This is a genomic window from Wolbachia endosymbiont of Phyllotreta cruciferae (assembly GCF_918697765.1).
Taxonomy (GTDB): Bacteria; Pseudomonadota; Alphaproteobacteria; order Rickettsiales; family Anaplasmataceae; genus Wolbachia; species Wolbachia pipientis.
Genome location: NZ_OU953855.1, coordinates 568,224 through 592,661, shown reverse-complemented (window position 1 = coordinate 592,661; position 24,438 = coordinate 568,224). Strand labels below are relative to the sequence as shown.

General features: G+C 34.1%; 20 protein-coding genes, 1 tRNA gene, 1 other RNA gene and 2 pseudogenes. 16 read left to right on the top strand and 8 right to left on the bottom strand.

All coding sequences use genetic code 11. The features are described 5' to 3' along the window. The first annotated feature begins 2 nt into the window (after positions 1-2). Positions 3-281, top strand: a complete 279-nt coding sequence (locus NL281_RS02790; protein ID WP_006279425.1) for a DUF2671 domain-containing protein — start codon at positions 3-5, stop codon at positions 279-281. Positions 282-310: 29 nt separating this feature from the next. Here NL281_RS02790 and NL281_RS02785 read toward each other — a convergent pair whose 3' ends face one another. The 3 genes from NL281_RS02785 to ssrS all read right to left on the bottom strand — a co-directional run bounded on the left by NL281_RS02785 (position 311) and on the right by ssrS (position 1,711). After that, positions 311-1,015 (bottom strand): DsbA family protein, encoded by a 705-nt coding sequence (locus NL281_RS02785; RefSeq protein ID WP_065094498.1) that lies wholly within the window; start codon positions 1,013-1,015, stop codon positions 311-313. 54 nt (positions 1,016-1,069) lie between these two features. Then, on the bottom strand, positions 1,070-1,531 hold the full coding sequence (locus NL281_RS02780) for a type II toxin-antitoxin system RatA family toxin (protein WP_010963012.1): 462 nt from the start codon (positions 1,529-1,531) through the stop codon (positions 1,070-1,072). Between the two features lie 19 nt (positions 1,532-1,550). Continuing rightward, positions 1,551-1,711, bottom strand: a non-coding RNA gene (gene ssrS, locus NL281_RS02775) — 6S RNA. Between the two features lie 116 nt (positions 1,712-1,827). Between ssrS and NL281_RS02770 the strand changes: the two genes are divergently transcribed. Both NL281_RS02770 and NL281_RS02765 read left to right on the top strand, forming a co-directional pair. After that, the gene (locus NL281_RS02770; protein ID WP_182321265.1) at positions 1,828-2,418 is read left to right on the top strand and encodes an MlaC/ttg2D family ABC transporter substrate-binding protein; all 591 of its coding nucleotides are present in this window, start codon (positions 1,828-1,830) and stop codon (positions 2,416-2,418) included. Next, positions 2,415-3,704 carry a bifunctional folylpolyglutamate synthase/dihydrofolate synthase gene (locus NL281_RS02765; protein WP_253303576.1) on the top strand — a complete coding sequence of 430 codons (1,290 nt, stop codon included), beginning with the start codon at positions 2,415-2,417 and terminating at the stop codon, positions 3,702-3,704. Before NL281_RS02770 ends, NL281_RS02765 begins: the two co-directional genes overlap by 4 nt. Here the strand turns inward: NL281_RS02765 and NL281_RS02760 are convergent. Next, positions 3,672-4,184 carry a hypothetical protein gene (locus tag NL281_RS02760; RefSeq protein WP_246484378.1) on the bottom strand — a complete coding sequence of 171 codons (513 nt, stop codon included), beginning with the start codon at positions 4,182-4,184 and terminating at the stop codon, positions 3,672-3,674. The two genes, NL281_RS02765 and NL281_RS02760, sit on opposite strands and share 33 nt — an antisense overlap. 256 nt (positions 4,185-4,440) lie before the next feature. Between NL281_RS02760 and NL281_RS02755 the strand changes: the two are divergent. Next, positions 4,441-5,380: pseudogene (locus tag NL281_RS02755) on the top strand (IS110 family RNA-guided transposase). 480 nt (positions 5,381-5,860) lie between these two features. Here NL281_RS02755 and NL281_RS08665 read toward each other — a convergent pair. Continuing rightward, positions 5,861-5,989 (bottom strand): annotated as a pseudogene (locus tag NL281_RS08665) (DnaJ domain-containing protein); the annotation flags it as partial. Between the two features lie 849 nt (positions 5,990-6,838). Here NL281_RS08665 and recA point away from each other — a divergent pair. The 6 genes from recA to plsY all read left to right on the top strand — a co-directional run bounded on the left by recA (position 6,839) and on the right by plsY (position 13,107). Further along, complete coding sequence (gene recA, locus NL281_RS02745; RefSeq protein WP_010963008.1) at positions 6,839-7,906, top strand: recombinase RecA; 1,068 nt, start codon at positions 6,839-6,841, stop codon at positions 7,904-7,906. A gap of 187 nt (positions 7,907-8,093) precedes the next feature. Next, on the top strand, positions 8,094-8,786 hold the full coding sequence (locus tag NL281_RS02740; RefSeq protein ID WP_007548750.1) for a phosphatidylserine decarboxylase: 693 nt from the start codon (positions 8,094-8,096) through the stop codon (positions 8,784-8,786). Next, a complete protein-coding gene (locus NL281_RS02735; protein ID WP_015589351.1) occupies positions 8,783-9,553 on the top strand; it encodes a CDP-alcohol phosphatidyltransferase family protein in 771 nt (256 codons plus the stop codon). The genes NL281_RS02740 and NL281_RS02735 overlap by 4 nt, the downstream gene beginning before the upstream one ends. 22 nt (positions 9,554-9,575) lie before the next feature. Further along, positions 9,576-10,919, top strand: a complete 1,344-nt coding sequence (locus NL281_RS02730; RefSeq protein WP_038199325.1) for an alanine/glycine:cation symporter family protein — start codon at positions 9,576-9,578, stop codon at positions 10,917-10,919. A 1-nt stretch (position 10,920) separates the two neighbouring features. Continuing rightward, positions 10,921-12,387, top strand: coding sequence for an alanine/glycine:cation symporter family protein (locus tag NL281_RS02725; protein WP_077188354.1), 1,467 nt, complete (start codon positions 10,921-10,923; stop codon positions 12,385-12,387). A gap of 147 nt (positions 12,388-12,534) precedes the next feature. Further along, positions 12,535-13,107, top strand: a complete 573-nt coding sequence (gene plsY / locus NL281_RS02720; RefSeq protein WP_253303573.1) for a glycerol-3-phosphate 1-O-acyltransferase PlsY — start codon at positions 12,535-12,537, stop codon at positions 13,105-13,107. Here plsY and NL281_RS02715 read toward each other — a convergent pair. The 3 genes from NL281_RS02715 to NL281_RS02705 form a co-directional block, all read right to left on the bottom strand. Next, positions 13,102-14,922 (bottom strand): hypothetical protein, encoded by a 1,821-nt coding sequence (locus NL281_RS02715; protein WP_370274019.1) that lies wholly within the window; start codon positions 14,920-14,922, stop codon positions 13,102-13,104. The genes plsY and NL281_RS02715 overlap by 6 nt on opposite strands. A 52-nt stretch (positions 14,923-14,974) precedes the next feature. After that, complete coding sequence (locus NL281_RS02710; RefSeq protein ID WP_077188352.1) at positions 14,975-15,871, bottom strand: cation diffusion facilitator family transporter; 897 nt, start codon at positions 15,869-15,871, stop codon at positions 14,975-14,977. A 26-nt stretch (positions 15,872-15,897) separates the two neighbouring features. Continuing rightward, a tRNA-Val gene (locus NL281_RS02705) sits at positions 15,898-15,970 on the bottom strand. Between the two features lie 250 nt (positions 15,971-16,220). Between NL281_RS02705 and NL281_RS02700 the strand changes: the two genes are divergently transcribed. The 6 genes from NL281_RS02700 (at position 16,221) to NL281_RS02675 (ending at position 24,308) form a co-directional block, all read left to right on the top strand. After that, positions 16,221-19,301 carry a peptidase M2 gene (locus NL281_RS02700; RefSeq protein ID WP_253303570.1) on the top strand — a complete coding sequence of 1,027 codons (3,081 nt, stop codon included), beginning with the start codon at positions 16,221-16,223 and terminating at the stop codon, positions 19,299-19,301. A gap of 67 nt (positions 19,302-19,368) precedes the next feature. Then, complete coding sequence (locus NL281_RS02695) at positions 19,369-20,238, top strand: IS982 family transposase (protein WP_253303228.1); 870 nt, start codon at positions 19,369-19,371, stop codon at positions 20,236-20,238. A 52-nt stretch (positions 20,239-20,290) separates the two neighbouring features. Continuing rightward, positions 20,291-20,545 (top strand): hypothetical protein, encoded by a 255-nt coding sequence (locus tag NL281_RS02690; protein WP_253303569.1) that lies wholly within the window; start codon positions 20,291-20,293, stop codon positions 20,543-20,545. 1,131 nt (positions 20,546-21,676) lie between these two features. Next, a complete protein-coding gene (locus NL281_RS02685) occupies positions 21,677-23,149 on the top strand; it encodes a collagen-like triple helix repeat-containing protein (protein WP_253303763.1) in 1,473 nt (490 codons plus the stop codon). Between the two features lie 29 nt (positions 23,150-23,178). Continuing rightward, the gene (locus tag NL281_RS02680; protein ID WP_253303568.1) at positions 23,179-23,367 is read left to right on the top strand and encodes a hypothetical protein; all 189 of its coding nucleotides are present in this window, start codon (positions 23,179-23,181) and stop codon (positions 23,365-23,367) included. After that, entirely contained in the window at positions 23,352-24,308 is a 957-nt protein-coding gene (locus tag NL281_RS02675) for an IS5 family transposase (protein WP_253303014.1), read from the top strand. The genes NL281_RS02680 and NL281_RS02675 overlap by 16 nt, the downstream gene beginning before the upstream one ends. Positions 24,309-24,438: the final 130 nt, after the last annotated feature.

Sequence of the window (24,438 nt, the reverse complement as noted above, 5' to 3'; positions counted from 1 at the left end):
ATATGTCTTATACTATTGCTGGTGAAGTTGAAACGTTAAACAAAAAATCTAACAAGAATGAAGGGGTTATGTTACTACATAATCCAGCTTATCGTGAAAAGTATAAAGAACGTTTTGATGAAGCTCAGAGAAAAGTTATGGATATGGTTCAGTTTTATGATGGGACAATAGTATTAATAGAGAATAAAATCGCTATGTATTACTACACTTGGCACAGTAAAAAAAGAGAGTTTGAGCGTAAAAAACAACAAACAGTAGTGAAAAACAATGACTCAGCATAGAGTCTTTTATATGGTAAGCTACAGTGGTATTACTTCACTATAGCTTTTCCATATAATTTATCTATCACATTAGTGAAATATTTCAGCTCTTTATACCCTCCATGTTTAACTTTATTATGCTCTATATATGATTTATCATCGTTAAGCTTGATGAAAAATATTGGAGTGGCTGTGATACCAAGTTTATTAATTGCCAGTGATTTATCATTTACGATTTTATCCATTATTTTCTTATCATTAATGCATTGGTTAAATGCATCTTGCTTTAAGTTGCTTAGTGCAGCAATTCTTTGTAGTAAAGTCAAATCACTTAAATTGTAGTAATTCCACGAATCTATTGAGTTAAAAACAGCTTTGTTAAAATTAAAGTAGTCTTCTTGTTTTTCGTAGCAATGACTTAGCATTGCAGCCTTTAGCCCTCTGTAATCCAAAGGAAAATGACGAAATATATATAACATCTTACCTGTGTCTATATATTTCTCTTTAATTTTAGGAAAAACATTCCTATGAAAAAGAGAGCAGTGATAACAAGTTAATGAAGCATATTCTATCATTAGAATTGGTGCTTTTGGATCTCCTAATAATTTATCATCAGGTAATGGCGATAATAGCTCATTTGATGTTATTTCATTGGGTTTTTTTTGAATGTATTGGTTATCGGATAAATCTTGCTTAACAACTGCATAAGAATTAACACTTATGAAAATTAATAAAAACAATAGTCTAAAAATCATTACAATATAAACACTTAACTTACTAAAAAAAATTATACATTTATATTAATAATGTCAAGATAACTTTTGTTTAGCAAGGCTTTCAGCCCTATCTTTAAATGCAGCAATTATTTTACTTTGTGTATACTTATATACTGAGTTTAATAAAGTGGAAAATGAGTTGGACTTAAACTTAAACTCTATATAAAACTTTACCATAGTTTTATTTTCATCTATGGGAATGAATTGCCATTCATTGTATAGATGTTTAAATATTCCATTTGATGATACAGCTTTTATCCAACCTTCATTTGTTCCACTTGGAGAAAGAGAAGTAACTTCTGATGTATATCTACCTTTAATTCCATGAAAAGCTGCGAGGAGATCCACAACCATTTGGTTGTTAATTTTTTCTTTTATATAAACGGCTTTGCACCAAGGAACAAAATCAGGATACCTTTCAACATCAATTACAATTTGGAATACTTCATTAGGCAAACATAGGAAAACACCCTGTTCTTTGTATTGATGAAGCATAAATGTTAAACCAATCAAAATAGGATCCGTATCTACCGTCAGCCTTAGTAGATTCCTGAGACTAAAGTTAAGGTGGGCATCGCGTATCAATTTCAACGAAATTAACAGAGGCAATTCCCTTGACTAGAAATTATCGCTCGGGAAATTTAACTTAACTCATAACGCATAGAACAGACCCTTAATTAATTGTAGATGATTTATACAAGGTGTGTCTATAGATATATTAAAGCTAGCGATTATTATTTAATCTTTATTAAACTTTGCATTCTAAGTATCATAGCTAATAAATATATCTTATGAACATTACTAAAGTTTTAACTATCATTGTTTTTATTGTAATTTCTTCAAGTGCTTACACTAATTGTACAGATCACAAAATTTTTGTGCATACTATGAAGCAACAAGTGGATGGTATATCTACAAAGGAGAATAAAAAAAACCGGGAATGTGTGCAAAAAAAGCTTCAGGAGGTCATTCAAAACAATGTTAACCTCAAAGGAATATCACAATTCGTTATAGGGAAACATTGGGCTTTAGTTAAACAAAAAGAAAAAGAAGATTTTTTAAGAGAGTATGAAGTGTATCTTACGCGTTTGTGCGTTAAAATTTTATATAAATACATGCATGATAGTGAAATGATCATAATGAGTACAAAAGCAGTTGACGATGAAACTTGCTTAATTGGTACAAGATTTTCTTACGGTGATGAAGAATTTACAAATATTGATTTTAAAGTTACTAAAAATAACAGTTCTTTCTTGATAAGTGATGTTGTAATGAGTGGAATAAGTATTGCTATTAATCAACGTTATCAATTTAGTGAAAAAATCGACACACATGGCATAGCAAGTGTGATAGATGAATTAAAATGTAACAACAATCTATGATATATATGCCTCATTGGCCTAAGCCACTTGGTAGCAGGCCGAATGATTTTTCTCTTGATCGCATAAAAGGCTTTCTTAGCAAACTAGATAACCCCGAGAAAAAAATGCCTCCCGCAATTCATATAGCTGGAACTAATGGGAAAGGCTCAACACTAGCATTTATAAGATATATAATGCAAGCAGCAGGGTATAAGGTACACGCATACACTTCTCCACATTTGGTGAATTTTAATGAAAGAATAGTTATTGCAGGCAGTTATATCGACGATAATGAATTATATAGCTTGTTAGAAGAATGCCGTGCCGTAATTGCAGAACAACCTATCACTCTGTTTGAAGCTGCAACTATTGCAGCTTTTTTAGCTTTTTCTCGTCATAAAGCCGATATAACTTTAGTTGAAGTGGGTATGGGTGGAAGGCTTGATGCAACAAATGTTATAGATAATCCGATTTTAACAATCATTACTTCCATTGCACTTGATCATACAGAATATCTTGGCCCTACTGTAGAAACCATAGCAGGTGAAAAAGCTGGAATAATGAAACCTAATATTCCTTGTGTAATAGCACCACAAAAAAAGTCTATAATGAATACACTAGAATTCCATGCAATAAATAAGAAATCTCCTCTGTATAGAGGAGGCCTTGAATGGAATTGCAAAAAAAAGAACAACAAAATGGTTTTTCAATCAGCTATTCAATCAATAGAATTTCCTTTGCCATCTTTAAAGGGTGATCATCAGGTGATTAATGCAGGCAATGCTATTGCAGCATGTAGTATTTTAAGTGGAAAGTATGAATTTGATATTGGAGAAGAGGATATCACTTCAGGTTTACAGTGCACTTATTGGCCTGCACGGCTAGAGTCTATAAAAGAAGGTAATTTAATTTCCCTACTACCGAAAGATTGGCAATTATTTTTAGATGGTGCACACAATAATGATGGTGCTAGAGTACTATCTCAGTGGGTAAGAGATAACTTTGCTGAAGGTGTCTATATAATTTTTGGTGTTACTCGTAACAGAAATGTAGAAGAGTTCTTAGAACACTTAAAACCATATATCAAACTACTATGTGCGGTTTGTGTTAAGTCTGAACCTAAAGCAACAAATACAAATTTGATTAGGGAAAAAGCCAATAACATAGAAATAAAGGCAGTTGAATGTGAATCAATTGGCGATGCAATATCAAATCACATATTAAAAGCCTCTACCCAAAACGTCAAAACCATACTAATCTGTGGCTCATTGTTCCTAGCTAGAGACTTCGCTATGGAGAATAGCTAACTTTGATGATATTAACTGACCGATGGGGAAATAACTTTGATTGCTCATAGTACTGCTTGGCTTTTCGTTATCGACTTCTATAAACTGATCATCACCTTTAAATTGCTCCTCAATTGAATTTATAGCTGTCTTTTTGAGAATATAATTACTTGCAGCATTTAAAATAGGTGAAGTAACAATTAAAAGCGTGAATGGTAATGAAAGTAATAAGCCGGATAACATCATAGAGTTAGTTATACCAAAGCCGTTGGCAACTAAATCTAATCCCACACCGAAAAACATTAAAGATGTACAGATTGTGTTGCTCAAAATAACTGAATTTTTTAGCCACTTTAATTTAGTCCTATCACTCTTTGAAAAATTTTCGCATTCTTGGTCAAAGTTAAACAATAATAAAATATTAGTCTGATGATTAAACTCTTTCCCATTTCTAGTATAAATGCTCTTAACAGCTAGACTCAAAATAGATCCTGCTAACAAGGGAGCAAGAAAACCTACTGCTATTGGTACATTAGAAGAAATTGTAAGTTAAAAACGTGATATAAAAGAGATAAGAGAGAAAGATAACCCTGCTCACTAGGAATAGCGGGCGTGCGCGACCGAAAGGAAATTGGTATTACAACCGTTGGTATCAAGGTACGCTAGCCCTATCTCTCGATACGTTTGAATAGTTGCTTGGGACATATATATGCACCCGTTTACAATCTTAAATTAACTAAAACTATCGAGGTTTATTATGGTTACATCTTATCAAAATTTTATTGGCATTGACATCGGAAAATTTAAAAATGTCGTTGCAATTCACAAACAGAAGAATGCTGTCGAATTTGATAATAATGCTTCTGGTTGGCAACAATTATTTCAAGAGTTTTCAGATATTCTACCTAATGCTTTAGTGACTTTAGAAAATACAGGGAAATATGAGCTTGGCTTATCACATTTTCTTACCGACAAAAATATTGCCGTGCATCGAGCTAATACTCGTAAAGTAAAAAGCTTTATTTTATCTCACGGAACTTTAGCAAAGTCTAGATGCAAGAGCTCTTGCTCAATATGGATTTGAACGCCATAGAACTATCTCTCTATTTGTACCTACCTCTACAGAACAATCAACTTTGGCTGCACTTTGTCAACGTCGTGATGATATTACGCAAATGAGAACTCAAGAAAAATGCAGACTTGAAGCACCGGAAAATGATCATATAAAAGAAAGCTGTCAAAAGACCATTGAGTTTTTCGATAGTCAAATAAACGAACTCAATGATACTATACAAAAGATTATTGATGAAAGCCGCGAATTACAACAACGCCAAAAAATTCTTAAAACAGTTCCTGGAATAGGTAAAAAGTTATCACAAGATTTTTTGTGTTTAATGCCAGAGCTTGGTTACTTAAATAGAAAAGAAGTAGCAAGTCTTGCCGGAGTTGCACCGCATCCAAAAGAAAGTGGTAAAGCTGTTGGTTACCGAAGGATTACAGGTGGTAGAAGTAACGTTCGTTCAAAGCTCTTTACAGCCGCTATGGCTGCTACAAGGTCAAAATCTATACTTGGCGCCTTTTATTCTAAGCTTGTTGAAAGTGGTAAGAAGAAGATGGTGGCTATAACAGCCCTAATGCGTAAAATTATAGTAATTGCTAATACAAGACTTAAAGAAGCAATTAATTTGCATACTTAAAAATCTTCACAACGGTAACTGAAATTGGCTAATGAATATGTGCGTCCACACAGACTTAAAGCACATATTCATTAGCTTAAGCAGAAATTGCTGTGGTAGCTGTTTGATATAAAATTCTATTTCTATGACAAACGGGTTTTTATTGCCCATATAATTTGCAAAATTACACAAATAAAAAAATTTTTAAAAAACATAGTTGATACCATTAATTATTAAAAATGCAATTGATGTGAAGGATACTAAAAGAACTCCTAAGAGATTTGAATAAGAAGAATATTTTACATAAGCAGTTACATTATTGTTAATTGACTGCTGCTTATTATAGAGTTTATTTCTGCACTTATCATCTAAGTATTTTTGCAATTCTTCATAACTGCGACTCCACAACTTACCGCGTAATTCTTTTATTAAATTATTTCTTTTATTGAGACCTTTCTCCAATGGCTCTATTATAAATTCTTCAAAAAATGGCTTATTTAATGCAATAACCTTAAATTTCTCCTCCGCTTCTTTATTGTTTGGGTTTTTATCTGAGTGATATTTTAACGATAATTTACGGTATTGTTGACTAAGCTTTTTCTTAATATTCTTAATGTCAGAATTTACCACATCCTCCTTTTGAATATTAAATGTTAAAAACAACTGCTTTAAAGCGTGGTACTCATTTTCATTCAAAACATTTCTAGCCACATTACACCTACAAATTAACTAACTATTAATGTTCTATAATATACATATTTCCAAACTATGTCAATTATTTCATAAATATCTTTGGTAAAAATTATTTCTGTTATGACTAGCATGATAAGTGTATGAAGCGACTAAAATTGTCATTACAGCGCTTAGTGTACGACAGTGCTCCAACATTTAGGGCTTACTATTACCCACAAATAAAAACATAGTATTGTATTTACTCAAATAATTTAATTTTATTAACCTGAAAGCTTATTAGATTAAAATTATTAAACTAAGAGTTATAATTTTAGCAACTAAAAGCTGTAAATTGCACCATATAAACAGTTATTTCAAGCAAAAGTTATGCCATTAAGAGCTATGCAACAAACATTTATATTTGTGGGTAATAGTAAGCATTTAGGGTTGCAGTTTTCATGGCAGATCTGAGTAGCTGACCCATCTAAGAGGTATCATTCAAGTAGCTGACACTGGAATGGCTTTGTTGCATCGCGCCTTATACGGTAGTAATTTACAATAAATTCATGTAGCCATTTCGAATTTAGTCATTTCAGTGTTGGCTACTTGGATGACACCACCTGCTATGCTGCAAATTGCAACGTTCGTACACTAAAGCATAGTGTGTTACTAACGAAGGCAAACAAATATCTGCTTTATGAAAACGTTAATATTTTTCATTGAAATAATACATAAATACTAGAAAAACCTTGGCAGGTTATTCGCGTTTGATTATCATAGAGAATTATATAAATTAATAAATGATCTATGGCAAGTAACCCAGAAGAAAGAAATAGTGATAAACAAAAAGCGCTAGATAACGCAATAAGCCAGATTGAAAAAGCATTCGGTAAAGGTGCAATAATGAAGTTGAAGCAAAACCCTGTAGAAAAAATAGACACAATATCCACAGGATCAATTGCGCTTGATTCGGCTCTAGGTGTTGGAGGTCTGCCAAAAGGGCGTATAATTGAAATATTTGGCCCCGAGAGTTCTGGTAAAACCACTCTTGCCTTGCACGTGATTGCTGAAGCACAAAAAAAAGGAGGATCATGCGCATTTATCGATGCAGAACATGCATTGGATGTCTTATATGCTCGTAAACTTGGGGTAAGCACTGATGATTTAGTGATTTCACAACCAGACACTGGAGAGCAGGCGTTGCATATTGTTGAGTATTTAGTGTGTTCTGGTGCGGTTGATGTGATAGTTATTGACTCTGTCGCAGCATTAACTCCAAGAGCTGAAATTGAAGGTGATATGGGTGATCAACATATGGGGCTGCAAGCAAGGCTTCTAAGTCATGGGCTACGGAAACTAACCTCTGCCGTTTCAAAAGCGAACTGTATATTGATATTTATTAATCAAATTCGTATGAAAATAGGAGTAGTGTATGGAAATCCTGAAACTACCACGGGTGGAAATGCATTAAAATTCTATACTTCTGTAAGGCTTGATATAAGAAAAGTTGGTGTAATAAAAGACAAAGAAAATATTACAGGTAATGAAACAAGAGTTAAAGTTGTAAAAAATAAAGTTGCTCCTCCATTTAGAGAAGCGAAATTTGATATAATGTACAATGAAGGTATATCAAAACTCGGAGAAATAATAGATATGGGAGCAAAGCTTGGTGTGCTTGAAAAAGCAGGCGCTTACTATTCATATAACAACACACGTCTTGGGCAAGGAAGAGAGAATGTAAAAACTTACCTAAAAACAAACAAAGAAGTCGCAAATGAAATAGAAACGAAAATCAGAGATTTACTCAGAAATCATGATAATTCTATCATAATAGACGAGGATAGTGAGCAACTTTTAGAAGAATCAGTTTTCTGATCTAAACTTAGGCATTAGATTTTGTGTTGGACGGGTTGTTACAGTATGACGGTAATTCTATGTGCTAATATAACAATCTGTAATGTTACCTTGTATCAAAAAGACTTTGCTGAAGCAGTTAAAAAAAGCTTTTCATGAGAAATTATAAATGATAAATTGTTAACAATAGGTTATTGTTAATAAGATTATGTGTTTTGGTTTACCTAATATAAACAGGGAAGGTTATTCATTTATAGTAGTTTCCTTTATAGTAACGTGTATAGCATTCTCTATATCTTGGGGGTTTGGCGTTACGTGCTTGTTTCCGACATTATTGTGTACTTATTTCTTTCGTGATCCAGCAAGAGCTGTGCCAAACAATAAGAATCTTATATTAAGTCCTGCTGATGGTGTGATTTCAAAAATTGAAGAAGTTAATTATCCTTTATCAGCAGAAAACGGAGAGGAGAAGAAGTTTACGCTTGTTAGCATATTTTTAAGTGTTTTGAACGTCCATGTGAACCGTATACCAATATCTGGTACGATAAAGGAAATGAGTTATAAAAAAGGCAAGTTTGTATCCGCAATGAGCAATAGGTCTAGTAATGAAAATGAAAAGCAGGTTATTGTAATTGAATACGAAAAGGGGAAAGAAATTATTGTGGAGCAAATAGCTGGATTAATTGCACGTCGTATCGTTTGTAATTTAGGAATATCCCAGAACGTAAAAGCAGGTGAAAGGTTTGGAATTATAAGGTTTGGCAGTAGAGTGAATATCTATGTTCCTGCTGATACAGAAGTCAGAGTTTCAGAAGGGCAAACTGTTATTGGTGGTGAAACAATTATAGCAAACTTAAATAAGGAAAACGTTCAAGAGAAGCTTACTTTTGACGTTATATGAATAACGATGGAAGTAACAGTAGATTCTTACCTATTACTAAATTATTCCCAAACTTTATAACTTTATTGGGTTTATGTTCTGGTCTCACTTCACTTAAATTTACATTTAATGAACAATGGGAATTCTCAGTAATTTTTATCATCATTGCAGCAATAATAGATGGAATGGATGGCAGAATAGCTAGAATTCTAAAATCAACTAGCGATTTTGGAGCCCAGCTTGATTCTTTTGCAGATTTTCTAAATTTTGGTGCAGCGCCTGCATTTCTTTTGTATTTTTGGAAGCTAAACGAAATCAAAGTCATAGGTTGGATTTTAGTAATGATATACGTAATCTGCATATCAATAAGACTTGCAAGATTTAATGTTTCGCTACACTCAGAACAACCATACTGGGAAAAATTTTTCTTTTCTGGTGTTCCAGCTCCAGTGTGTGCTTTACTTTCTTTGTTACCAATAATTATTACCTTTCAATCTCATGAGAGTGAATACTTACTTCTCATAGAGCGATTTTTTAACACAAGAAACGTAGCTTGTTACTTTCTGGCCATTTCATTTTTTTCGATAAGTCACATTCCAACTTTCTCTGCAAAATATATTTATATTCCCAAAAGCCTATCCTATATATTTGTGTCATTTTTTGGAGTACTTATTGTATTTTTCATCAGTAAGCCCTGGATGACTCTACCAATTTTAGGTATAGTGTATACACTTACTATTCCAATAAGCATCGGGTTTTACATATATTTTACATATAAAACTCGTTAGCTAACAAAAAATAGAAAACTGCATGATTTTGAAGATAAGTGAACTATTAAATTCATTTCTGTATATAAAGATATTCAACATTCCATTTATAATTATTTGGGTAATTGCAACTGGAATCTTTTGTACTGCCCAGTTCAAATTCATTAACTTTAGGTTACTTAAATATGGAATACAGACGCTATTCAATCTAAAGTGTAATAACAGCAACAATGGCATAATCACTCATATTCAAGCGTTTGCAACAGTAATTTCAGGAACAGTTGGTCTTGGAACAATATCAGGAGTTGCAATAGCTATCACAATAGGGGGCCCAAGTGCAGTTTTTTGGATGGTAATTACCGGAATACTTGGTATGTCGATAAAGTTTGCCGAGGTGGTGCTTGCATTTACTTATCGCTCTGAAAATACAACTGGCGGGGCTTTTTATTACATGAAGTACGGGCTTGCAAAAATTGGATTTGCAAAAACTGGTAGATTTCTTGCCTTCACTTATGCGATTATGCTACTTATTGCAATGATTTTGGGCGGTATACCATTTCAAGCAAATCAAATAGCAGCACTATCAAATAACCTCCTAGAATACAACGCATCCATTATTATATCCCTGCTTGTCTTTATTGTAATATTGGGAGGAATAAAGCGCATTGCTTTCGTTTCAACGAGCTTAGCACCAATTATGATAGTGCTATATGTGGGTATGTGTATATATTTAATTTATGTAAACGGAAGTAATTTGCTGAATGCTCTATCCATAATATTCCAAGATATCTTCAATAAATCAGCTATAGGAAGCGGAGTATTGAGCGGATTAATAGCCGGAGTGAGAAGATCAGTGTTTGCTAACGAAGCAGGTACCGGAACAGCAGCTATAGCACATTCAGCTGTAAAAGAAGAAGATCCAATTAAAGTTGGGTGCGTTGCAATGATTGCACCACTTATAGACACAATATTAATCTCATTTTTGACTGGTATTGTGATAATTATCACTGGTATGCATAGCACTGATAACGTGGGTGATATTACACTAATTAGTTCGATATTTTCAACAGCTTTGCCCTTGTTCAGCAAGTTAGTTTTTCCGCTAATGATGTTTTCCTTTGCATTTTCCACAATAATAGCTTATTGTTACTACTGTGAAGTTGCTTTGCTGTATTTATTTGGTAGTAAAAAAATACTGATACCGTTCCAAATTCTTATAGTGGTTTCAGTGTATATCAGCTGTATGTCAAAGAATATAGAATTTATATCTTATCTAGGTGACAGTTTGTTTATGTGCCTTATGATTCCAAATGCTGTTGCAATATATCTACTAAGAAGGGAAGTTTTGAATACAATAGATTCTTATTACAATTCTAAAGGGTATTAACATGATTTATAGATTGCTTTGTATGGTGTTATTTTGCCTATTGTTTAATGATGTGTACGCTGCTTCAGGTTTTTACGAAAGTTATGACGCTGTGTTGAACGGAATAAATAATTTCATGAATGAAGTACTGTTTTTCAAGATCCTTTACGTGCCATTTATAATCCTTCTACTAGTTTTTGGTTATGTGTTTCTAACATTACGGTTTGGATTTCTCAACATAAGAATGTTTAAGCATGCATTTGCTATTTTATGTGGAAAATATGACACGAATCACCATGATGGTCATATTACGCATTTTCAGGCATTTATGACTGCACTTTCAAGCACAGTAGGTCTTGGAACTGTTGCTGGAGTCGCAATTGCAGTTTCAATGGGAGGGCCAGGAGCGGTGCCTTGGATGATGATTACAGGTTTTTTTGGTATGTCAGCAAAATTTGCTGAGGTAACGTTGGCGTTTAGACATAGAACAGAAGATCAGGACCAATTGTTTAGTGGTCCCTTTCAGTATATAAGGAATGGTCTGGAGGAATTTGGATTTAAAAAACTTGGTATTGTGCTGGCTGCCATGTATGCAGTATTCTTTGTATTATCAGGTCTTGGTGGAAGTGTAGCGTTTCAAACCAATCAAATGGTTTCAATATTATCTGGCTATTCAAGTTGGGTAGATGGTCACTCTTGGTTTCTTTCTTCCATAATCTCTGCGCTGCTTGCTCTAGTGATTATTGGCGGAATTAAAAGGATAGCTAGAGTATCTTCTGCACTAGTGCCTATTATGTCACTTATATATATCTTTAGTTGTATTATTATTATTGCATTTAATATTCATAACCTTGGTTATACGTTAAAAATATTATTTTCCACTATGATAGATTTCAATGCTGTTGGTGGAGGGATGGTAGGAGCATTTGTTGCTGGAATTCAAAGGGCAATCTTTGCCAGCGAAGCGGGTGTTGGTTCTGCTTCAATTACTCATGCAACAACTAAAGATGAAGAACCAGTAAGAACTGGGCTTGTTGCTATGATAGAACCATGCTTTGACACAATGTTAATTTGCTGTTTAACAGGAATAACAATAGTAATAACAGGTGCATACCAGACTAGTGTTGGTGAAGGGATATTAATTACTCAAAAGGCATTTGAGACAGTTTCTCCATGGTTTCCTATACTTTTAACCATAGCTGCACCTTTGTTTGCATTTTCTTCGGTAATTTCATTTGTATATTGTTGTGAAATGGGGTGGTTATATTTGTTTGGTGCAAAAAGTATAGTGATATATCGCATAGCGGTAATAATTGTGGCGTTTTTCTCTGGCCTTTCTAAAGACATAATGGCTATTGCTAATATTGGCGGAACTTTATTCTCTTGTTTAGCTCTTATCAACATGACAGCGCTTATACTGTTTAGTAATCAGATTAACGAGGAAGTTCAGTGCTACCTAAAAAGGCTGAGGAATAATAAAATCAATTAAATTTTGGCATATGCGGAGAGGTATAGCTATAATAAGTAAGATTTCCCTACGTCATACCGCGATTTATTCGCGGTATCTCAGCATAGATCCCGCTAACAAGCAGCGGGATGACGAAATTTTGCGATTATTAATCAGTAAATTTTACCTGTGTTAGTTATAGTCCTTACACTATCCTACATACTCGGTTCAATACCGTTTAGCTTAATTATTACAAGAATAAAAGGGATAAACTTAAGAGAAGTAGGTTCAGGAAACATTGGTGCTACAAACGTTGCAAGGACGGGAAATAAATTTCTTGCTGCTTTGGCATTATTTCTGGATTCCTTTAAGGGATTTATTGCCGTTTATATAGCACAACAATTTTGTGATAATAACGATTTTTATGTATATGTATCTGCAATTTTAGCAGTTTTAGGACACATGTTTCCTATTTGGCTAAAATTCAGTGGAGGAAAGGGCGTTGCAACCACTCTAGGGATACTGATAGCATTTAACATTGATATTACTTTAGTATTCGTAATAATTTGGATAATAGTCTTTCTTGCCTTTAGATACTCTTCCCTTGCTTCACTCAGTGCTACTTCAACGGCTGTAGCATGGTCCTTTTTTTTTCAGAGGAATTTGTTCTTAACATTACTAATTATAGGAGCACTGGTCTTCCTAAAACACCACAGAAATATTGTGAATCTTCTGCAAGGTAAGGAAAATAAATTTTTATAAGTGTGCTGACTCTGTTGCTATATTACTAACAGATACTTCATGCGAGAAACGACTTGAGACTACTTCTTCTACTTCTTTTATCATTTCTTCCATGTTTTTTCCACTTTTCTTACATGCATCATCAAGTGCTAATTTTAGTTTACGTATATCATTCTCTTCTAGCATCTTATTCATTTCTTTTTTCGTTATCTCTAATTTTTTTAGTAAGATGTTCTCCATTATCTCTCTCTCATCACCTTCATACTGGCCACTTAGTCTGCTATATGCAATGCAACACTTCTTTTCTCGCGGCAAGGTTGACAGACCCCGCAATGTAACATCCACTTGAACTTCTATAGAGTTAACTTCCCTAGCCTTTTCAGCAGCTTCTGACCTAAATTTCTCAACTTCTCCTATTATTATTTTGTTAGCTATTCTTTTAGCTCCATCCAAAGATGAATCCTTGAGAGAAAAATCTGTCTCGAGTAGATCTCGATTTAATAGCTCTAAGAATACTTTTTTTCCGATGTTTTCGAGTAAACTTTCTTGGTCACCTAAACCATGCTCCTGCAGTTTATTTCTCATGTGCTGAACCAGCTCACAACATTGTAATTTATTTAACTTTATAGAGCTAATATTTTTCATTAACGTCAGCACAATTTGTTCACTATATTGAGAAGTAATACTCAATAATTTTCTCATTAAAGGAATACTTACTTCTGAAATAAAATCATCAACTATTTTTTGACTTTCATCGTCTTCATAACCATTTTGAACGTCATACCAAGCCTTAAAAATTTCTTTATTGTTTTTCTTGTTTTTTAACCTGTCTAACATGAACTTACGTGCTTCATTTTGTGCTTCTGAAAGTAATATTTGCCTTGGAGGAGTAAATCTAATTTCTGGATCAGGATGAATACCCTCTAGCGTGCTTAACATTCTATAGATAATACCGGTGAAGCAAGTGTTAGGAATTCGCTCTTTTCTAGAGAAAGTTTGGCTATCAAGCAAATTTGTAATTAACGCGTCTTTTTTATTTTTTACAGCTTCTCTGTCTCCATCATTGCAGGCTTTCAGAACTAAAAGTAAAATCCGTCCACCTGTAAAGCCGGAGCTATGCTTTTGATCATCTTTGCAAAAGTCATTTAAAAATGCAATTACTCTTCCTTTATCTTCATCACTAAATTGACGATAATTAAGTTCATATAAATCATTTATATATTCAATAAATTGCTTGAATTCCCTATCATTAATAACGTCTTTGGATACTTCTTCACCATACTTATCTTTTAATTTATCAATATTTTTAATGATATCATCATTTAACTTATGAGGAAGCAAATGCTCGAGCTTAACATCAAAACTATTAACCATACCACGTAAATTCTCTTTTATACCTTCCAAAAAGAAATTTATAGAAGCTTTAAGCAGCGTAAATGGGTTAAAATCTTTTGGCCTTAGTTCACTCTGCAATAAAATTAATAGCATTGCAAGTGGTATAGTTCCCAGTAACGAAATAAGCAAGAAAGTGGTAGTGAAAGTTAGATATGTTATGAAAGCAGAAAACAAGAGGAAGGCTGCTACCTTGATTGTATTGTTCTTAAAAAATATTTCCCAATATTCCCTTTTGCTCATTTTTTGCTGTTTTGCCGTTTTTATTTCTTTGTAGATATAAAGAGTTTTAATTTCAGACCTGAAGAATATAGTACCAAGAGAAAAAAGAACATTAACGGGATTAGTGATAATGCTTAAAGAAACAAAAGTTGCAAAATAACTAACAAACTTTAGCTTGCTAGATTCCTTTGAAGGAAATTGTATTTGAGAAATGCCTATCATAGCCTACCTTTGACATCATTACACTCTAGTAATAGCATAATAATTTAAAACGTCAATGTTTAAGTATTTTATTATCCGCACACTCATCGTATTCGATCTCGACTGTAGAGTGTGCTATCTCGAACCTATTTAGTAGTATTTTTTTTATCTCATACAAAATATCAGTGTGTTGTGCATCTTGCTTTACTTTGGCATGCATGGTAATTATAAAATAATTATCAGACAGTGACCATGCATGTATGTGGTGCACATCTATCACTTCAGGTAATTCTGATGTGATCTTACTTTTTATTTCCTCAGTAGATATCCCTTCAGGTGTACCTTCAAGAAGTATGTGGCAAGAATTCTTTAGAATTTTGTAGCCACTATTCAAAATGATTACACTGACAAATACCGATAAAATCGGATCCACCATTTGCCATCCAGTAAACATGATAATTATGGATGCAAGTATAGCAGCTACAGAACCTAAAATATCTCCTATAACGTGTAGTACAGCACTTTTTATGTTTATATTGCTCTCGCATTTACTATGCAATATAAAAAAGACTATGATATTAGAGATCAGGCCAAGTGTAGCAATTACTAACATTACTTTCCACTCAACATTGACTGGAAAAATAAACCTCTTTATTGACTCAATTATAATGATTACTGCAATGAGGAATAGAGTTAAACCATTAACAAATGCTGCAATTATCTGCAACCGATGATATCCGTATGATCTCTGCAAATCGGATTTCTTAGCTGAAAACCTATGTGCTAACCAGCTTAAAACCAAGGCAAAGAGGTCAGTGAGCATATGCCCTGCATCTGATAATAGAGCAAGCGAATGTGAAATTATTCCACCTACTATTTCCATAAACATTGTTATCGCAACTATTATTATGGAATAGATTAAGCGCTTGGACTGCGCTGCTGAGTGTTTACCGTTATGCACTGCTGTCATATAAAATCTTTTCATAAACAAAAACGTGGGTAACACTGGGTTCGAACCAGCGACCGCTTGCACGTCAAGCAAGTGCTCTACCAACTGAGCTAATTACCCATCGTGGTTTTAGTATAGTGCTTTGGTGGAATGAAAGTCAATAAACCACTTTGCTTTTGTCCTTGTCCAATGTGATTCCGGAATATAGCTGTATAGAATTTCAGCCATATTCTAAATTTTACATATTAAGTTAACTATCTATACTTTATTTATTAAGATATAAATTATATTAATACAGGGATTTACGTTTTTTTTAGGGAAATTACTTTATGCTTGATATTGAAAGATCAGCAAATTAGAGGTTAAAATTATGACAATTAGTCAACAAGTAAATAAAAATATAACTAAAGCAGAATATTTCAACAATAACGGCAAAGGGTTTAATTCGCCACATGTTATAGAAGTTGAAGATTTAAATATTAAAGTAGAGGTTTATTCTCACAATTTAAGAGCAAGTAAAGTTGCTAACATTGAAAGTGAGATAAGAGAAACAGCTACTAATTTTAAAAACGCATTCGAGTTAGAACGCGGCAGTTCAGAACAAACATTTAAAATTTACATGTTTGATGACAAGGATGATTACACTCACCTTGGCGGAAGCGAGCGTTTCGGTTCTTACCTTGGAGACGAAGGTGGTAAATGTTACTACAAAGGGAAAGCTGACGTTTTTGCTGAAATGTACGTCTACCAGCAAGGTGGCGTTCATAACCTTCAGCATGAATTTGCACATGGTTTAACTTACTTGGCTACAGGAGGCAAATCTTTACCTACAGTATTAATGGAAGGAATTGCAGACTACTTTGAGCATCATTCAGATCATAAATTCAATTCTCAAGGATCAAGTATCGACAAAACTGAAGCTGCAAATTTGGATTTAGATAAAATTTTAAGTTTAGAATACTCAAAGGACAGCGAAGCAAATAGCTTGGTTTATAAAACAGGTCATGCGTTGATAATGTACTTACAGGAAAAAGATCCTAGTTTATTAAGAGACTACCTAGATGCTTTACGTCAAGGTAACTCAGATGAGTCAAAAAGTTTCTTGAAAGACATAAAAGGACACGATACTGACTTCAAAAGTTGGCTTGCTGAGAATGATACAGAAACTGCAATGGAACATCTCAACACTTTGCAAGTTACAAAAGGAGATTTCATAGCAATTGGTCAAGAAATAGTGGGTGGAGAAATTAAAAACGTATCCTACTATAAAGCAAATATAGAAAAAATGGATGGAGAAAACGTTGGAAGTTTTTCTCCTGTAGAACACATTGCATTTTATGATGTTGCTCGTGCTATAAATAGGGCAACAAATGATACACTTGATATATCAAAGGAATATCATTTCCTCAAGGTAGTAAAAACTTCCGATGGACAGGATAAACTAACTTACTCTGACCAACAAGGTAATGAATATCGAAACAGTCAAGAGTATAAAAATCAGGCTTTAAGGATATTATCAAAATATGATACAGAAATTAAGAATCAGGTAGATGAATTTGATAATTTGAATAAAGAACGTGGTGAAATGTATCAAAAATATCATAAAGGAGAGATTACTATTGAAGAGTTACGTAATGAGGAAAATACAAAATACAGACCAGCATTTTTAAAGTTTGATCAACTAAAAAACAAAGCTGTTGATAAGATTGAAAATAATTCCCAAGCAGCAAAAATATTAGATGGGCTGGTCAATATCGATCCAAACTTAATCAGAGGTACTCATATTGATCTACAAGAAGGTAAGATTTTTTCTATGCAAGCTCATGGTCAAGGAGATATGGGCGCACTGTCTATATATGACGGAAATACAAAGCTTGGAGAATTATTGAGCGAATCAGGATTTTTTAAGCAAGTTGAAGGCCAAACTAAAGAAACTTTCGTTTTTGAGGATATATTACACAACTTAAATGTTTCATACGAAGGTGGTGCTTACATGGCAGTTACAAAAGAAAACGGTCATTATAAAGCTTCCCTAATAGATGGCAGAACAGTTGAACGTGATGAATACTTTGATGAGGCGCATTTACATGAAAATGAATTGTTGCATCCTAGCACTGGACACATCCAAAAAGATTTAGATTCTCTGCTCCTTAGAGGTACCAAAATTTTGAATCATCAGGATTCAGAGCATGCCCAATATTCTGATGAGCAAAAGGCAAATGGAGTAATCGTAGAAAAAGGAAAACTACTGGATAATAAGGGAACAGATAGGACAGACGACGATGTACACGAAGCGGTTGTAAAACAAGGAGGCGAAAATTTACATACATTCAAAAATATGGGCTTTTATATTACCGAAAAAGGTGATCTATTTATTCATGACCATGGAGCAAATGTAAGGTTTCAACTACCACAAAGTATTACTCATCTAAAATTAGTGGAAAAAGACGGAACATATAAGCTTGTTCCGGTGACGAAAGATGGAAATGAACATCCAATAGGTATGCCAAATATATCAGATGAATATAGATACATAGATCCAATATTTGCACATGAATATGAAAAGAGAGATTATTCCCATAAACATGTAAATGTGGGCCTTATAAACTTAGAGAAATATGGCTCTGGCAAACTTTTTGCTATAAAGTACGACCCAAATGATTATCACATACAAAGAAACTCCAGCGGTGAAATAGTTAGAATAAAAGATCAAACATATTTCACTAAAGTAAAATTGTTTGATGGTGATGAAGAAATTGGAATGTTGTCTAATAACTTTCACAATTTCAAAGGGAAAATATTCTTTTCTACTGACTACAACTACAGTTATAACGATTTCCTAGCATCTGTTTCTCCTCAAGTTGAAATTGAAGATATGGGAAATGGAAGTAAAAAAATAACTTTTGATCAAGGCAGTGGCGATATCGGTGATACTAATAGAGGCTACACGGACTATCAGAGAATATTTACAAAAGAGAAACAAACCGAAAGTCCAAAAGGGCAAGTAAGTGAAACTAAGACAGAAGTTCATAGTACTACTAATGTTGTTGCACAAGCTGCTGAAGAGAAAACTGCATCAAACGACAATAGTGAAATGCAGTCTGATCAGCCACAAATTCCAACAAGGGCAAAAAGGTCAGCTTCAGTGGAGGAGAAAGAGCAAGAACAGGTAGTATTAAAAGACACAATTCTCAAAATAGAAAAGAGCTACGAGCAGGACTCAGAAGGGAAGCATAAGGCAAATGTAACGATAAATTATAATGATGTGAAAGCCTTGTATGATAGAGCGGAAGGAGCAGAAAAGCAATCTGTGTTAGATTTTTGGAACAAACTGCACACATCAGATTATAAGGTTGGTGCTTTGCCGGAAGACAAATACTATTTTGAAAAAGGCAAATTCGTAATCCACGATAGTGGCACAAAGAAGCTTATAACGCGAATTCTGGATTAAAGGAGAATAGAAAAGGCAAGAAAACAGGGTAAACTCAGCAGTTATAAAAAAATAGATGAGGTTACCCATGGAAGATATAACAAAACTGTTTTGTTTGGTCGATGATTTTTGCAGAGATATAGAGAAAAATTTTGCAGGTAAACTACTGCCAAATGGTAAAAAACCCACAAGAATAACGGAAATTGAGCACTCCGAAATCATGACAATAATCCTGCTATATCAACAATCTCCGTGTAAAAATTTCAAAACTTTCTACCTACATTACCTAACGTTGCTCTACAAATCAGAGTTTCCAAAGTTGCCTTCATATACCAGGTTTGTTGCTCTAAAGCCTAGGGTTTTGTGGCATTTAGCAATGTTGTTGCATTGGCTTTGTGGACAGTCAGAAAACACTGGAATTTCATATATAGACACAACTCCCATTGCAGTTTGTCATGCAAAAAGAATATCCAAAAACAAAGTTTTTGCTGGAATTGCAAAATTAAGCAAGAGTACTTACGGCTGGTTTTTTGGTTTCAAATTACATATGGTAATCAATGAAAATGGTGAAATTCATGCACTTACGCTAACAAAAGGCAATGTTGATGATAGGATACCTGTGCCAAATCTGACGGGAAAATTAACCGGCCTTTTGTTTGGTGACAAAGGTTATATTGCAAAAGAGCTTTTTCAGAAGCTGTTTGACCGAGGTTTGAAACTTGTTACCAAGGTGAAAAAAGGTATGAAAAATGCATTAATTTCGCTAAATGAGAAGATTTTACTGAGAAAAAGGTCTATCATTGAGACTGTTTTTGGTTACCTAAAAAATAGACTAGAAATTGAACACACTCGCCATAGATCCCCTGTTAATTTTTTGGTTCATATCTTTTCTACTCTCATTTCCTATTCCATCAAATCCAAAAAGCCTTCTATTTCCTATACTTTCTTCCTTCCTTAGTCCAGAATTCGCGTTTATAGTGTTACCTGAAGATAAGGTGTCCATCAAGATAATGAAGGATGGTGATAGTTATAGTTTAGCTATATCAAGTGGTAATGGCAAAGTAATAAGCAGCATTAGTAAAATAGATAATCCAAATTACGAATTGCTGTCAGATTCAAGTCATTTCAATTCAGGGGAGCAAGATAATATTGTATTATCAGATCAACATCACGAATATAATCTTTATCTAGAGAATGGTTTTGTGAAAATGTTCGATTGCGCAAGCGATCACATTTATCACGACCACAACTCGGCCTATATCTAATACATACAAGGAGGGCAGTGCCCTCTTCTTGTCATTCCAGTGTCAAGCACTGCCGTCTTGGATGGAAACCAGCGTCACGCCCTGGAATGACAGGGTTTGTCATCCGAGTAGCCCCTTCGGTGCTTACTATTACCCACAAATATAAATGTTTGTTGCATAGCTCTTAATGGCATAACTTTTGCTTGAAATAACTGTTTATATGGTGCAATTTACAGCTTTTAGTTGCTAAAATTATAACTCTTAGTTTAATAATTTTAATCTAATAAGCTTTCAGGTTAATAAAATTAAATTATTTGAGTAAATACAATACTATGTTTTTATTTGTGGGTAATAGTAAGGGTGTCATCCCAGTGCCCAGACACTGGGATGGCTTTGTTGCATCGCTACTTATGAAAGGCTAACTATAGTTAGGATTATAAGCAACCTATTGAAAATCTTGTTTTTTTGCAATCAATCTGATCAAATTTAAGAATAGTAATTTGTTATTTATATTAATAAATTTAATTCTATTGAAAATAGCTAAAGCATTGAAATTCTTGAATTTTAGCCAGATTAGTGAGTGGTAGTGAAATTTCTTTTACTCAAATTTAGGTATTCACTGACCGTTCTTGTTATAAATACCAGAATAATAAGCTACTGATATTCCCTATCTTTTTTATCTTTAATCCATCATAGCTAGCGATGCAACAAAGCCCACTGGGATCCAGAAAACTTAACTTTAAATAAGTGGCTGCATAATAAAGGCTGGATTCCAGACTGGAATGACATCATCTGCTACACACTTGAATGCTTACTATTACCCACAAATAAAAACATAGTATTGTATTTACTCAAATAATTTAATTTTATTAACCTGAAAGCTTATTAGATTAAAATTATTAAACTAAGAGTTATAATTTTAGCAACTAAAAGCTGTAAATTGCACCATATAAACAGTTATTTCAAGCAAAAGTTATGCCATTAAGAGCTATGCAACAAACATTTATATTTGTGGGTAATAGTAAGACTTGAATGACAAGAGAAGAATTCTGAAACAACAAGTTTCAAGGAAATCTTATGTAAAATCTAACATTAACGAAAATTATACTATTTTCATGCATGCTATGGTTTTTGTAATTAATGGAGGGTGATATGGCGTTGAGTGATCAATTGAATGCTAAGACAGAACAAGAGCTCATAGACGACAGTGTTTTTATAAATGCTTTAGTAGGAAAGCTCGCAGCAGGTGCTGGTGCTACTGGTATATATACTAAAAAAGGTGTAGATGATAAGTTGGCAAAAAAAGCTGACACAGCCGCTCTAGCTAACAAAGCTGACAAGAATTACGTCGATACTGAGCTAGGAAAGAAAGCTAATTCAGCTAATTTAGCAGCTAAAGCTAATGCTGCAGATGTTTACACTAAAAAAAATGTAGATGATGAGTTGGCAAAAAAAGCTGACACAGCCGCTCTAGCTGACAAAACTGACAAGAATTACGTCGATACTGAGCTAGGAAAGAAAGCTAATTCAGCTAATTTAGCAGCTAAAGCTAATGCTGCAGATGTTTACACTAAAAAAAATGTAGATGATGAGTTGGCAAAAAAAGCTGACACAGCCGCTCTAGCTGACAAAACTGACAAGAATTACGTCGATACTGAGCTAGGAAAGAAAGCTAATTCAGCTGATTTAGCAGCTAAAGCTAACACTGCAGACGTTTACACTAAAAAAAATGTAGATGATGAGTTGGCAAAAAAAGCTGACACAGCCGCTCTAGCTAACAAAGCTGACAAGAATTACGTCGATACTGAGCTAGGAAAGAAAGCTAATTCAGCTAGTTTAGCAGCTAAAGCTAATGCTGCAGATGTTTACACTAAAAAAAATGTAGATGATGAGTTGGCAAAAAAAGCTGACACAGCCGCTCTAGCTGACAAAACTGACAAGAATTACGTCGATACTGAGCTAGGAAAGAAAGCTAATTCAGCTGATTTAGCAGCTAAAGCTAACACTGCAGACGTTTACACTAAAAAAAATGTAGATGATGAGTTGGCAAAAAAAGCTGACACAGCCGCTCTAGCTAACAAAGCTGACAAGAATTACGTCGATACTGAGCTAGGAAAGAAAGCTAATACTGCAGATGTTTACACTAAAACTGCTGCTGATACTGCTTTTGCTAAAATCAATGCTTCCAACCTTACAGAGGCAGCAAACAAAAAAGCTTTCGCGGACGCTATACTTCCTGCAAAAGACGGCGACAAATCAATTCTAGTGGAAAAATTAGGAGGATTTCTTGATGCTACTGACACAGCGTATGGTGACAAAAATGATCAAACAGCAAAGGTGTTCTTAGGAGGTAAAGGGCTAAAAGGGGAGACAGGAGCCACTGGTCCTAAAGGAGCAGATGGTAAAGATGGAGCTCAAGGCCCACAAGGAGAGACAGGGGAGACAGGAGCAGATGGTAAAAGTCCAACAGCTGCTGAAATAGCTGCTGAGAAAGCCTTACAAGAGCATGTAACAAAGATAAGCATACAAAGTCCAGAATTTAAAAGAGCTGTGCAAGAGGAAATGTCACAACCGTATTTTGAGCCTCCAACAAGTGATGATGCTGCACTTAATTGGACTTGGTAATACAGCTTAGATCCAAGTAGTCACGCTACTTGGATGACGTCATATGGTCCTCTGATGACGGAAAAAGGACTCGGATAACACCCTACAATGTCATTCCAGCGCGTGACGCTGGAATGGCTTTGTTGCATCGCTCAAGTGAAAAGAACTGGCAGTTACTGACAAAATTCATTATAAATAGCCATTTAACTGTTGAAGAAAAAATATGCCACAAAAAATGAGAGTCAGTAACTGCCATGAATATAACAAATTTCTCCAAGAAAGAGGAAGCATTTTTTGTTATATCAATGACGCCATAGAAAATTGGTACGAGAATTGTCCAAAAATGCAGGGCGGCAACTATATTTATAGTGATAAAGTTGTGATTTTGGTGCATATAATCGTCAGTTTCTTTAGAATTGGTTTAAGACAAACAGTCGGGTTTATAAAAGGGTATTTGCAACAAATAGGAAGAGATTTGGCAGTTATCAGCTATTCACAAGCATCAAGAAGGTTTAAGAAACTTAATATTAAGATAAATGATTGCAGAATTGATAAAAATAATATGGAAGATATCGAAATTGCTATAGACAGTACAGGAATTAGTATATACAACAACACTCCTGGTCACAGCAAGGAAAATAGCACTGACAGAAAATATCGTGGCTATGAGCAAACGAGAAAATTGCACGTAATGTTGAATATAAACAACAAAAAAGCCATAGCTGTAAAATACAGTAACGGTGTCTACTCTGATCACTATGGAGCTTGTGATTTGCTAAAAGAAGTTGATTTTCAGCATGCCATAAAAGCACTATATGCAGATAGAGCATGTGATAGGCACAAGTTTTATAAGTTGTGTAACAAATACGATATAAAGACAAAAATTCCACCAATAAACAATGCGGCAGAACATCCAGAAATAGATTATATGTCTGACAGGAATGCTGCTATTAGGTTAATAAAATTATACGGTGAAGATGGCATGAAAGAATGGAAAAAAGAAGTAAATTATGGGAAAAGATCTTATATTGAAGGGTTTTTCTCAAGATTAAAGCAAATATTCGGATTTAGTTTTAGGAATAAATCTGAGATAAATCGAGAAAAAGAACTGCTAATCAAATGCTATTTGCTTAATAAATTCACTGATATTGGTATGGCTAAATTTGAGATAGTTACATGAATTTACCATAAATCACCATCTCATAAAGTGTGATGCAACAAAGCCCGCTGGAATCCAGCCTTTTCATAATCATTAAAATGTTGTATTTTAACATAAAACGGCTACTTTTATGCTTACCAACTTAATAAAA